At 54.2% G+C, this 14128-nt stretch carries 5 protein-coding genes; 2 read left to right on the plus strand and 3 right to left on the minus strand.

Features of this window, described 5'->3' with window-relative positions; all coding sequences use genetic code 11:
- On the minus strand, window positions 1-4573 hold a 4573-nt coding region (locus tag ACFPMF_RS11250; RefSeq protein WP_379844611.1), incomplete at its 3' end, for a putative Ig domain-containing protein.
- Between the two features lie 341 nt (window positions 4574-4914).
- On the opposite strand from ACFPMF_RS11250, the gene ispE reads away from it, so the two are divergent.
- Complete coding sequence (gene ispE, locus ACFPMF_RS11255; RefSeq protein WP_379844614.1) at window positions 4915-5721, plus strand: 4-(cytidine 5'-diphospho)-2-C-methyl-D-erythritol kinase; 807 nt, start codon at window positions 4915-4917, stop codon at window positions 5719-5721.
- A gap of 69 nt (window positions 5722-5790) precedes the next feature.
- Here ispE and ACFPMF_RS11260 read toward each other — a convergent pair whose 3' ends face one another.
- Window positions 5791-12036, minus strand: a complete 6246-nt coding sequence (locus ACFPMF_RS11260) for a putative Ig domain-containing protein (RefSeq protein ID WP_379844617.1) — start codon at window positions 12034-12036, stop codon at window positions 5791-5793.
- A gap of 830 nt (window positions 12037-12866) precedes the next feature.
- Here ACFPMF_RS11260 and ACFPMF_RS11265 point away from each other — a divergent pair.
- A complete protein-coding gene (locus tag ACFPMF_RS11265) occupies window positions 12867-13472 on the plus strand; it encodes a cytochrome c oxidase subunit 3 (protein WP_379844620.1) in 606 nt (201 codons plus the stop codon).
- A gap of 50 nt (window positions 13473-13522) precedes the next feature.
- On the opposite strand, the gene ACFPMF_RS11270 is transcribed toward ACFPMF_RS11265, so the two are convergent.
- The gene (locus ACFPMF_RS11270; protein ID WP_379844622.1) at window positions 13523-14110 is read right to left on the minus strand and encodes a YceI family protein; all 588 of its coding nucleotides are present in this window, start codon (window positions 14108-14110) and stop codon (window positions 13523-13525) included.
- Between the last annotated feature and the right edge of the window lie 18 nt (window positions 14111-14128).

Genomic DNA, 14128 nt, shown 5'->3' on the forward strand with positions numbered 1-14128 from the left:
TGCGGGTGCCGGTGTTGAAGCTCAGGCCGGCGGGCAGCCCCGTCAGGGTGTAGCTCAGGGCATCACCATTGGGATCGGTGAAGGCCGGCAACTGCACACTGTAGGCTGCGTTGACCGTGGCCGTCAGAGCCGACACCGCTGGGGCTACCGGAGGCTGGTTGGCCGGCGGGGTGCCTGCCGGATTGACCACCAGGGTGATGGTGACCGAAACCGGGGCACTTTTGGTATCGGTGGCCGAGTAGGTCAGCGTCGCATTGCCCGCCGTTGTGGGGGTTCCCGAAATGGTGCGGGTGCCCGTATCGAAGCTCAGGCCCGCGGGCAATCCTGTCAGGGTATAGCTCAGGGCATCGCCATTGCGATCGGTGAAGGTCGGTAGCTGCACACTGTAGGCGGTGCTGACGGTGGCCGTCAGGGTGGAAACCGCTGGGGCCACCGGGGGCTGGTTGGCCGGGGGTGTCCCACTGCCCTGGCAGGTTAGGGTTTTGGGAGACCAGTTCAAGACATAGGTTGACCCTTGAACCCGTCCCCAGATGGTCTGGGTCTGGTTATCCTTGAGGCTTTCAGGGACTGTGAAGCTGTAGCCATGGACGCCGTTTCCTTTACCGGCATTGAGTAAATCCTGCCGGAAAATATTAGCGACGGTGGTGCCGACGACGGTTGCCGTGGCGATGGAAGGATTGGGGCCGGTAGCGGCCAGAAACTCGACCGTATAGGGGGTATTGGGAGCATCGTAATTAAAGACCCAGCCTGAGATCGTGTTACAGTTAACCTGATCGAGATATCCTTCAAAATTACCCGCAATCACCGGACCACCACCCGCAGCGGATACCGTTAGGGTAACATTCAGATCGGTCTTGGTCTGACCGTCATTGGCCGAATAAACCAAAGTGAAATTACCCTGCTGGGTAGGCGTTCCCGAAATGGTACGGGTGCTGGTGTTGAAACTCAAGCCAGTGGGCAGACCCGTCAGGGTATAGGTCAGCGGCTGAGCGTCCGTAAAGACCGGCAGTTGGTAACTGTAGGCAACATTCACAGTAGCCGACAACGGGGATACCGCGGGAGGCACTGGCGCCGGATTCGTGCTTCCCCCGGCTGCCACTGTTAACGTGACACTCAGGTCGGTTTCGCTTTGACTATCGGCGGCCGAGTACGTTAGCGAGAACGTTCCTGTAACGCTCGGTGTGCCGCTGATGGTGCGGGTGCTGGTGTTGAAGCTCAGGCCCGCAGGCAGTCCCGTCAGGGTATAGCTCAGGGCATCGCCATTGGGATCGGTGAAGGCCGGTAGCTGCACACTGTAGGCGGTGCTGACGGTGGCGGTTAACCCGGCAATGGTGGGGGCCACCGGGGGTTGATTCGTCGGTGTCCCACTGCCCTGGCAGGTGAGGGTTTTGGGAGACCAGTTCAAGACATAGGTTGCTCCCTGAACCCGTCCCCAGATGGTCTGGGTCTGGTTGGTTTTGATGCTTTCGGGAACCTTGAAACTGTAGCCATGGACGCCGTTTCCTTTACCGGCATTGAGTAAATCCTGCCGGAAAATATTAGCAACGGTGGTGCCGACGACGGTTGCCGTGGCGATGGAAGGATTGGGGCCGGTGGCGGCCAGAAACTCGACCGTATAGGGGGTATTGGGAGCATCGTAATTAAAGACCCAGCCCGATATCGTGTTACAGTTGACCCCATCGAGATATCCTTCAAAATTACCCGCAATCACCGGACCACCGGTATTCACCGTCAGCGTAAAATTGACAGTAACGGCCGGGTTCTTGTTGTCAGTGGCGGTATATGTCAAATTATACGAACCGGTCTGCGTCGGCGTACCGCTAATGTCGCGGGTCGTGGCGTTGAAATTCAGCGTCCCTGGAAGGCCGCTCAATGAATAAGTCAGTGCATCGCCGTCCGAATCGGTAAAGGGCAATAAGGTAGTATTAAAACTTGCATTGACGGTGGCGGTCAGATTCGAAACCGACGGAGCGACCGGAGATTGGTTCACTGGTGGGCCAGACGTCCCGGTTGTTTTCGCCGTAGCGGTGTTACTGTTTCCGGATACATTCCCCGTGGGATCAACCGCCCGCACGAAAAAATAATATTCGGTGCCGGCCGCCAGCCCCGTTGCATTGTACGAGGTGCCGGACGTAACGTCGGCAATTTTGACGTTATTTCGGTATATTTCATAACCGGACACACTCACGTTATCGGTTGAAGCCGTCCAGGTGAGTTGCATTGAGTTCTGAGTGATGTTGGTGAGTACGAGCGAGGCCGGGGCCGTTGGGGGCTGCTGGTCGGCAGCGCTTGAAACGACATTGAACGACTGCTCAACGGGCCGAGCCGGTTTAAAGCCATCGCCACCGTGCTGGGCGGCCCGAACGGTCACTCTGCCTAAACGCCCGGTCAGGAAAACTTTTCCCTCGGCAATCACCGCTGGTCCTTCGATGACGTAGAAAACGACCGGTTTACCGGAGGAGGCCGTCGCCTGGGGGGTAAACGCGGCTGCATTCGGAGCCTTATCGCTAATCGGACTGAAGGAGATTGTCTGGGCCGTACCGTCGCAATTCGGATAAATGTAGCGAATCGTTTCAGTTTTCAGACCAGCCGCATCGGTTACTTCCAGTTTCACGCCATACCAGTACGTCAGCGTTCCGTCGCAGCCGATTGGGGGCAACGAAGCAGTAGCCGTCTGCGTCGTGGTGATGAAGTCGTCGTGCTGGTGATCGTTGTGAAACAGCGAAACCGTCCACTTATAACTCAGTTGATTCGCCGGGGTTTCGTCGGTAACGACCGCCGACAGGTTGATGTTTCGGAGTTCACTCAGATCCATCTGTGTCAGATTGTCGACACTGGTACTGACAATAACCGGAGCCGAATTGCTGGCATTACTGACTATGATTGCTCTCTCCGTCTGATGGGTTTTCCCATCGGGGTCTTTCACCGTCAGTTTAACGGTATACGTAGTCGATGCCGAATTGGTCGTGAAGGTGTGTTCCGGATTGGCGGCCGTGCTGGTGGTATTATCCCCAAAATCCCAGGCGTAGGTCAGCGCTCCGCCTTCCGGATCGTAGGACGTATTTCCGGTAAATTTGACTTTCAAAGGACTTGGTCCATTGGTTTTATCCGCTAAAATGATGGACACCGGGGGGCTGCCACCCGCGCTGCCGTTATAAATCATCCGCCGAACCCGTTCGCCACCCGGCTCCGGATAGCGGATGTAATACATATTTTTATCAATCGGATTAAACGCAATGCTGGTGATATACTGGTATGAACTACCACCGTCCAGTACTTTTGCCAGCGTCGCGGGCTGGGGTTGGTTGTCACTATCGAACGACATTTTTGAAATCCAGCCCCCGTTGAAATCCGCAAAGTAATACGCATTTTGGTATTCGGCCGGGTAATTGCCTCCGCCGGGATGCCAGTTCCCGCCGATCGCGCAGTAACCCGGTAATTGGCCTGCTGCCGTTTGGTTAACATTCGTAATCGTACCATTCCGGTTAATTTGTCCCGGCCCGGAACGCCAGGAAATTACCGGTTTGGTAAATGGCACACCCGGTTTATATTCTGTTTTGTTATAAGGGCGGGTTGAGGGATACTGACCTTCCTCGAACGGCCAGCCGTAATTCGCTCCTTTCTTGATGACGTTAATCTCTTCCCAGTCGGTAAAGCCCACATCGCCAACGTATAAGGCCCCCGGATCGCCGACCGTAATGTCGGCGCTGCCGGTATTGGGACGAAGACCGGTCCGAAAAGGCTGACGCATTCCGGAAGCAAAAATCCGGCTCTTGATGGAACGAGGGGCGTTGGTGTCAAAGTCGGGATTACCTTTCAACCCGTCGCCATTTTCGGGGTCGATTCGAAGGATTTTTCCGGATAACGAATAATCAACCTGCGAACGATAACTGCCAATATTCTCGGCAGCGGTCATAAAACCGTTCTGAATGGATTGACTCCAGTAGGATTCGGAGTAGCTACCCTGGTCAAATGAAGCCGCAGCGCCGTCGCCGGTAGGTACCAGCAGCGAACCGTCCGAGCCCATGGCTAAACCGCCCCCGGCATGGGAGCCCGCCGTGAGCGGTATACAATCGCCCGGTACGCCTTTGCTGGGGTTATTGGGGTCTGGCGCTCCGATCAAAATTTTGCGGCTTCCGGCTTTTATCGACCGAAAACTGTCATCTTTGTTGGCTTCATAGCGTGTAACGCGGGCGTAAGTTCCCTGCCACTTGACAGAAGCATACTTGATAATATAATACAGATAAAACCGGCCATTGGTCAGAAAGTTGTTGTCCAGGACCATGCTCAGGAGTCCGAAGTCATCATAACGACCTACTTCGCTGGAGATGTCCAGAAGCTGAGCGCGCTGTTTTGTTTGGGGGTCGATACGATACACCCGGCCGTCGATTGTCCAGACATACATTGCGCCGTTTTTGTCAAACGTAAGACCAACGGCACCCGCCAAATCACTGGCATACGTTTCTTCAGAAAAACCAGGTTTGTACTGGCTGTAAGAGTTCGGAACCAGAAACGAACTCAGGATGAGAAAAAGGGCTAGGACTTTGAATGGAGAAGTACAGAGATTTGTCATAAAGTTTACTTTTAATGTAACCAAACAGCGCGGATCTTAAACTTCACATTAGCGGATCTTAAACTTCACATTAACAGAATGGGATGGGATAGAAAAGACTAATTCAGTTCAGGGAAACCGGGATTTACCAGACAAGGGACTGTATATTTACTCCCTGATATGCTGCATATTGCTGCAGGAATTCGCGTGAAAAATAGGAAAAATACAAATGCATACAAGATTAAGGAAATAGTTTTTACTGAACGGTAACGCTAAAGTGTGCTGATTTTTAGCGAGTTACGTAAAAAAATTGTCGTTCATTACCCTTCAAAAATTATTAAAAGGCCGTAAACCTGTTTTTAATGATTCTCTTTCCGAACGCCAAAATCAACATCGGTTTACAGATCACCGAGAAACGCGCCGATGGATTTCATAACCTTGAATCCTGCTTTTATCCGATCCCGCTGAACGATTTGCTGGAAGCCATTCCTGCCGATCAAACGTCGTTTGAAATCGGTGGTATCGATATTCCCGGCGATCCTGCTACGAATCTCTGCCTGCGGGCCTACGAGCTTCTGAAGCGCGATTTCGCACTTCCGCCCGTTCAGCTGTATCTCTATAAAATGGTGCCGATCGGAGCCGGATTAGGCGGAGGTTCGGCGGATGCTGCTTTTACCCTTCGACTGCTCAATGAGCAATTTCGCCTGACATTATCAGACGAACAACTGGAAGACTACGCCCGCCAGTTGGGTAGCGATTGTGCTTTTTTTATTCAAAACCGCCCCCGGTACTGCACTGAAAAAGGGGACCATTTTGAGAATATAGACCTCTCGCTCAGCGGCTATACACTGGTCCTCATTTATCCCAATCTGGCCATTTCGACAGCCCAGGCCTACGCAAATGTTCGCCCAAACAAGCCTGCGGTTTCGTTAAAAACCCGGTTGCAGGCTCCTATCAGCACCTGGCGGGAAACCGTCCATAATGACTTTGAAAATAGTCTTTTTCCGATGTTTCCAATTCTTAATACCATTAAACAAGAACTATACCAGGCCGGGGCGGTTTACGCCAGTATGAGTGGCTCGGGGTCAACTATTTACGGTATTTTCGAGCAGAAGGTACCGGTGCCGAATCATTTTCAGCAGTATCAGGTTTGGCAAAAAACTTTGTAACCACGAAGGTACCAGCTGTCCACATGAACGAACCCGCTTGAAGCGGGTTCGTTCATGTGGACAGCTGGTTTATGGGTTGATCAGGATTCGGCGGCTGATTACCTGCTGGGCCGTCTGTAACTGAACAACATACACACCCACCCCGCTCAACTCCACCGTCTGCCGCTCGCTTTTACCCGTACCCACCACCGGCTTTTGCCAAATCAACCGGCCCAGCACATCCACTATCTGCAAGTCAGCGCCCTGGTGAGCTCCCACCCGGTAACTCAGCTCGATGCGCCCCCGGCTGGGGTTGGGGCTCACGCTTAAGGTTAACAGCGGATCGACTGGCTCACCGGTTCCCACCCGGGCGGCACTGGGGCAGATCAGCGTCTTGGGCGACCACTTCAGGATGTAACTGCTGCCCACGACCCGTCCACTGATCGAATGAGCTTTGCCATCCTTGAGTCCAGCGGGCACCGGGAAGCTGTAGCCGTGGATACCGTTGCCTTTTCCGGCATTTTTCAGATCATCGCGGTAAATATTGGCCTCAACGCTGCCCACGACACTGCTGCCATCGAGGAACTCGACGCTGACGACGGTGTTGGGTTTATCGCGGTTCCAGACCCAGCCCTGAATAGAGCCGCATTCGACCACGTCCAGATAACCCTCAAAGTTACCCGTCACTACACTGCCTGTTCCCACCGTCAGGGTCACCGTCACGGTGACGGGGGCGCTCTTGTTGTCGGTGGCCGAGTAGGTCAGATTAACACTGCCAGTTGCCGTTGGCGTTCCTGAAATGGTGCGGGTGCCGGTGTTGAAGCTCAGGCCCGCGGGCAGTCCCGTCAGGGTGTAGCTCAGGGCATCACCATTGGGATCGGTGAAGGCCGGTAGCTGCACACTGTAGGCCGCGTTGACCGTGGCCGTCAGGGTGGAAACCGCTGGGGCTACCGGAGGCTGGTTGGCCGGCGGGGTGCCTGCCGGATTGACCACCAGGGTGAGGGTGACCGGAACCGGGGCGCTCTTGGTATCGGTGGCCGCGTAGGTCAGCGTCGCATTGCCCGCCGTTGTGGGGGTTCCCGAAATGGTGCGGGTACCGGTATCGAAGCTCAGCCCGGCGGGCAGCCCCGTCAGGGTATAGCTCAGGGCATCGCCATTGGGATCGGTGAAGGCCGGTAGTTGCACACTGTAGGCGGTGCTGACGGTGGCCGTCAGGGTAGAAACCGCTGGGGCCACCGGGGGCTGGTTAGCCGGTGGGGTACCACTGCCCTGGCAGTTGATGACTTTAGGGGCCCATTTCAAGACATAGGTTGACCCTTGCACCCGGGCCCAGATGGTGTGATTCTGGTTATCCTTGAGGCTTTCGGGGATGGGGAAATCATACCAGTGTTCGCCGTTTCCTTTGCCGGCCTCCTTCAAATGCTGGCGGAAGTCATTGGCCAGGATGGAGCCCACCAGGGTGGCCGAAGCCAGGGAAGGCCCATCGAGGAACTCGACGGTGAAGGGGGTGTTGGGTTTGTTGCGATCAAAGACCCAGCCCGAGAGCGTGTTGCAGTTGACTTCCTGGGTAAGATAACCCTCAAAGTTGCCCGTCACCACACTGCCTGTTCCCACCGTCAGGATGATGGAAACGCTGGTGGTGGCATTCTGGGTATCGGTGGCTGAATAGCTTAGTGTGAAAGTACCCTGCTGGGTGGGGGTTCCCGAAATGGTGCGGGTGCCGGTGTTGAAACTCAGGCCGGCAGGCAGTCCCGTCAGGGCATAGCTCAGGGCATCGTTATTGGGGTCGGTGAACCCGGGCAAACCGCCGGAGTTGTAAGCCACGTTAATCGTAGCGGTCAAGCCTGAGACGGTGGGCGCTACCGGGGGCTGGTTAGTAGGACTGGCCGGATTGACTACCAGCGCAAAGAGCACCGTGGATTTGGCTCCGGGCTGGTCAGTAGCTGCATAGGTCAGGCTGAAGGTGCCACTGGTCGTCGGTGTTCCTGAAATAATCCGGGTGGTGGGATTAAAAGTCAGGCCGGTGGGCAATCCCGTCAGGGTGTAGGTCAGCGGGGTATTCTCCGGATCGGTGAAGGTGGCCAGCGGTGCCGAACTGAAGCTGGTGTTGACCGTAGCCGACAAGCCCGAGACGGTGGGGGGAATTGGCGGCTGGTTGGCCGGAGGTGTGCCACTGCCCTGGCAGGTGAGGGTCTTGGGGGACCACTTCAGCAGGTAGTCCGAGCCAACCACCCGCCCCCAGATGGTGTGGGTCTGGTTATCCTTGAGGCTTTCGGGCACCGGGAAGCTGTAGCCATGGGCCCCGTTGCCCCTGCCCGCATTCTTCAGGTCATCGCGGTAGATGTCGGCCAGGACCGACCCCAGCGTAGTGGCCGTCGCAGCGGTGGGCCCATCGAGGAACTCAACGGGATAGGGGGTGTTGGGTTTGTCGCGGTTCCAGACCCAGCCCGAAATCGTGTTGCAGTTGACCTGATCGAGGTAACCCTCAAAGTTGCCCGTCACCACACTGCCTGTTCCCACCGTCAGGATGATGGAAACGCTGGTGGTGGCATTCTGGGTGTCGGTGGCTGAATAGCTTAGTGTGAAAGTACCCTGCTGGGTGGGGGTTCCCGAAATGGTGCGGGTGCTGGTGTTGAAACTCAGGCCGGCGGGCAGTCCCGTCAGGGCATAGCTCAGGGCATCGTTATTGGGGTCGGTGAACCCGGGCAAACCGCCGGAGTTGTAAGCCACATTGATCGTAGCGGTCAAGCCCGGGACGGTGGGCGCTACCGGGGGCTGGTTAGTAGGACTGGCCGGATTGACTACCAGCGCAAAGAGCACCGTGGATTTGGCTCCGGGCTGGTCAGTAGCTGCATAGGTCAGGCTGAAGGTGCCACTGGTCGTCGGTGTTCCTGAAATAATCCGGGTGGTGGGATTAAAAGTCAGGCCGGTGGGCAATCCCGTCAGGGTGTAGGTCAGCGGGGTATTCTCCGGATCGGTGAAGGTGGCCAGCGGTGCCGAACTGAAGCTGGTGTTGACCGTAGCCGACAAGCCCGAGACGGTGGGGGGAATTGGCGGCTGGTTGGCCGGAGGTGTGCCACTGCCCTGGCAGGTGAGGGTCTTGGGGGACCACTTCAGCAGGTAGTCCGAGCCAACCACCCGCCCCCAGATGGTGTGGGTCTGGTTATCCTTGAGGCTTTCGGGCACCGGGAAGCTGTAGCCATGGGCCCCGTTGCCCCTGCCCGCATTCTTCAGGTCATCGCGGTAGATGTCGGCCAGGACCGACCCCAGCGTAGTGGCCGTCGCAGCGGTGGGCCCATCGAGGAACTCAACGGGATAGGGGGTGTTGGGTTTGTCGCGGTTCCAGACCCAGCCCGAAATCGTGTTGCAGTTGACCTGATCGAGGTAACCCTCAAAGTTGCCCGTCACCACACTGCCTGTTCCCACCGTCAGGATGATGGAAACGCTGGTGGTGGCATTCTGGGTGTCGGTGGCTGAATAGCTTAGTGTGAAAGTACCCTGCTGGGTGGGGGTTCCCGAAATGGTGCGGGTGCTGGTGTTGAAACTCAGGCCCGCAGGCAGTCCCGTCAGGGCATAGCTCAAGGCATCGTTATTGGGGTCGGTGAACCCGGGCAAACCGCCGGAGTTGTAAGCCACGTTAATCGTAGCGGTCAAGCCTGAGACGGTGGGCGCTACCGGGGGCTGGTTGCCGACGGGCACTTCCAGGGTTTTGGCCGTGATGGTGTTGCTATTGCCGGATGTATTCAGGGCGGCATCGCGGGCGACGACGTAAAAGGAATAGGAGGTATTGGGCGTTAGGCCGGTGACGGCGAAGGTGGTGGCACTGACCAGGGTGTTGGTAATTTTGGTACCATCGCGGAAGACGTCGTAGCCGGCCACCCCGACGTTATCGGTGGCGGGGTTCCAGGTGAGCTGGAGCGAATTCTGGGTGATGTTAGCCGCCGTCAGACCGGTAGGGGCCGACGGGGCCTGCGTATCCGGAGTCGGAGAGATATTTTTAGTAACATTGAACGACCGCTCGATCGGCTGGGCGTAGCGGAAACTATTGTTCCCGTGTTGTGCGGCACGAATCGTTACCCGGCCGATGCCGCCCGTAAGATTTATTTGGTTATTACTGATAAAGGCAGGCCCTTCGACGACATATAAACTGATAGGAAGACCCGAGGTAGCCGAAACCTGGGGGCTAAATGGCGGATCCGTTGGCGCGTGATTGGCAATGGGCGCAAAATTGATCGTTTGTGACGATCCCGGGCAGTTTAAGTACAGGAATTTGGTATACGTTGACGTAAGCCCATTCGCATCGGTTACATTTAATTCAACCCCATACCAATAACTGGCTTGCCCTTCATCGCAGCTCCCCTCGGCCACCGTTACAGCCCCATTTTGCCCGGAAACCGTGGAAACCGTGTGCCGGTGGTCGTTATGGTACAAATAAACGGTCCATCGATAGGATAACTGTCCGGGCGATTCGGCGTCGGTCGCCGTTGCGCTCAGGTTGATTGTATACGGCGACGAGAGGTTAATCCGGTCGATATTATCTACGCTGGTAGACTGAATCGTGGGGGGCGTGTTATTGACCGAAACAACCGTCTGAGAGGAGTGGGTTTTATTCTGATCATCGGTAACTTTTAAGGTTACAGTGTAGGATTTCGGTGTACTACTGGTGAAAACCTTCGTGTAGTCCATCGCTGTATTTTTACTCCCGTCACTTACGCTCCACTCATACTTCAGGGGTTTCCCCTCCGGGTCAAAGGATTCTTTAGCGGAAAAGTTTACCGTTAATGGGCTGTTTCCAAAGGTTTTATCCTGCGTAATGACGGCAACCGGTGGCTGATCGCTACTCGCTACCAACCGGCGCACGACGCCGGCTTCCCCGAAGGTGATGTAATACATGTTGCGATCATAGGGGTTGAACGTGACGCACGTAAGACGTTGTCCTCCTCCGTCGGTTACAATTTTCTTGGTTACTTTAAACAAGCTATTGGTCTCAGGTTCATTGTCATGACCAAAGCGCATGCCGGCAATCCAGCCGGCGTTGTAATCCGAGAAATAATAGGTGTTTTGCAATTCGAGGGGATAATTCCCACCGCCCTCGTGCCAGCCGCCCCCCAGTACGCAACCGCCTTCCAGAACAACCTTGTTGAAGTTGGTAACGGTTTCACCCTGAACCATTTCGGTGTATTTATTGTCCCGCCATTGAAGCCGGGGTTTGACCGGGTTTACGGGCTCAAAGGCTTTGGTTTTCCAATAGCCTTCCCGACCTTTGAGAATTCCTTCGTAATAAGGCCAGCCAAAATTCTGACCGGGCTCGGTAACAACGTTTAGCTCTTCCCAGTTGGAAAATCCGACATCGCCCACGTAGATCGTCCCGGGCTTACCATCCTGCGGATTGGTGCTGCCGTTGATGCCGCGCACCGAAATCCGGAAAGCCTGCCGGAAACCTAACGCAAAAATGCGGTTTTGGGCGGCCCGGGGACCAAGGCTGGCGTCATAGAACGGATTGGAAGGATAACCATCCCCGTTTTCCGGATTGATCCGTAAAATTTTTCCATTGAGCGAAAATAAAGCCTGTGCCCGATAAGCCCCGATGTTTTCGGTAACCCGGTTTTTGCCGTAATAATCAGCCTTGTTGCAGGATTCCGGCGTCGTGGTGCCGGGGTTAGGAATAAACTTGATAATGCCTTCTTCCATCGCCTGGTTAACCCAGGTTGTGCTATTACAACCCACATCGACTTGCTCGAAACTCGATCCATCGCCTGTCCCTAACAGAAGCGATCCGTCGGTTCCCATCGCTAAGCCGCCCCCCAGGTGAGACAGCGTCAGAACCGGTACCCCCGTGTCGTGCGTTTCCCCAATCAGGATTTTCCGGCTATTTAAATCGACGGAAAAATCGCCTTTTACATTCGCCGTGTACCGGGTAAGGCGACCAAACGAAGGATAATTGTCTAACGAACGGTTTTTGTCGTAGCCTGGCTTGCCAATGTTTTTATACCAGTACATGTCGACATTGTAGTAAATATAAAACCGGCCGTTTTCGAGAAAATTACGATCCAGTGTCATCCCGAGTAAGCCGTGGTCACCGTAGTTTCCAACTTCTTCCCGGATATCGAGCCATAAGGTAGGAGTCGACTCTCCCCGTTTAACCCGGAAGATTGCCCCATACACATCGTGCATGTATAAGTTGCCATTTTTATCAAAGACCATTCCGGTTGCTGCCCGAATCGGCCCCGCATAAACCTGATCTTCCAGGTTAATACCAACTTGCCCGTAACTAGCCCATGAAATGAATAGATACAGCAACACAGCACACAGACGTGAAGTAAAGGAGTTAAGCATAGGAAAAGGATTTAGTGAACGGAGAAACCACCTCAGCCAAACAAGAGAAATAGGAGAATCTTACTGTAACGGAAAGATAGGTAACAAAAATTGGGCCGCAAAGCAACCGGTTATTTTAAATTAATAACCGGTTATTTCCAAAAACATCGGTAATGTTCTATTTTCTATTGAAATTGTCTGTTAAAATGCTGGCCTGGCCTATATAGCAATAATTTGTCATAGCTTAATGGATGATTATGAATTATTTTACGGCGAAAAGGAAGGAGACGTCCGCCCGGTGGTTTGTCTGCTAACTCTTTCTGACCGGATGACTTCAGGGGTATATACGTTGCGAAAAAATATAGGCTCGTTGAAGTGAACAGCCTTACGAATGACTGAAGGACAAACCGTGCGCAAACTCTCCAGGTACCGGAAGTACAGGCGTTGAGCATAGAGAAAAGATTCAAGAGAGATGGGAGTGCGGTAAAAGCGTCTGTCAGGCCGGAAAAGGAAAACAGGATACTATTTGTAGGGTGTGAAGGAGACCCAGGGAATCCGGGCCACAACCCTTAGCATTCCGGTAACGTAATAACCGGTAAGTAGCCAGCCGCCCGTAGACAAATATTCTTAGGAAATTAGGGCTCTAAACGAATTCGAATGGCTGGATTCTAGTTATGTACTGGAAATGAGTTCCGGGAAAACGATTGGCTTTCGCTTCCTTTTCCATGGATCGATTCGCGTATTTCGTTGACAGAATAAAACTTTGTTTTTTACCAGCCGAGCGCCCTAAACCAATTTCGGCTGGTTTACGTTTGGCAAACAAACCTTAAAAACCGCCCGGCAACGACCCCATGGAAACCCGTCGCAAGAAGAACTTTATTACGCGTCGCCGGGAGCCCAAGCGCTTCATTCTGTGGTTGTGTATGGTGGGAAGTGCGTTCCTCTTCACGGTTTTGCTGGGGACGTATATCGTGCGGAAAATGGGTTCCGACTGGCACAACGTTTCGTTACCCAGGGCTTTTCTGGCCAGTACGGGCGTCATTATGGCCAGTAGTCTAACCCTGCATATTACCAACCTGGCCTTTCGGCACGAGCGGTTTCCGCAATACCGGATTTATCTCGGTACGACTCTTTTTCTGGGCCTTCTCTTCGTGGTTTTGCAGATGCTGGGCTGGCGGGAGCTGATGCTGCAGGGCGTATATCTGCAAACCAATCCGTCCAGCAGCTTTCTGTTTCTGCTGTCGGGCCTGCATTTGGTACACATTGTGATTGGACTGGTTTTTCTGACCATTGCCTTTGCCGAAGCGATGCGCCGAATACCGTATGTCGAGTCGTTTGTTTACAGCGTCAATCCGCCAAACCGGTTGAAAATCAGGCTCTATACGCTTTATTGGCATTTTGTAGACGTCCTGTGGCTCTACGTCTTTTTATTTTTACTCCTGAACCACGGCTTATGAGCGTGCCCTTCCAATCGTATTATACGGTACGACCGGAAGGCAGCCATGGATTATGATTCGGTATTTTTGAAGACCATCAGAAGCCGCACCTTCACTTCTTCGTTGACCGCAACCATCATCAGCGACGGTTTTTCCACTTTATAATCGGATAATTTGATTTCAAAAGTTCCCCGGATGGTGATCTGGCCATTCTCATCCTGCCGCATGGCCTGAATCACAATGGGCCGGGTTACGCCATGAAACGTCAGGTTCCCTGCGACTGTCAGCTTGTTACCATCCTGCTCGACGTCGGTGCTTGCGAACGTTACTTTGGGGTATTTCAGGGCTTCCAGCTTTTCCAGCGCGTGCGAATCGCGGTTGGCGTTATCGCTGTCGAAACTGGACACTTTAGCGGCTGCGGCCACACTTTCGACCTTGTTGGCATCGTCGATCACGATCACGCAGGCTACATCCCGGCTAACTCCCTCAAAACTGTGCATCGGGTGGCTCATTGCGTACGTAATCGTTGATTTCGACCGGTCGGCCAGCAGTTTCCGTTTGGCCAATGCCGCCGTCTGATTCGGTTGGTGAAAGGCGACCAATCCGGCGCTGATGAGCAACAGCCAGCCCATCAGCTTCTGATATGAAAAAGCAGTCATGACAGAAATTTTGGTGTG

Origin of the sequence: Larkinella bovis (assembly GCF_042655385.1) — a bacterium.
GTDB classification, from domain to species: Bacteria; Bacteroidota; Bacteroidia; order Cytophagales; family Spirosomataceae; genus Larkinella; species Larkinella bovis.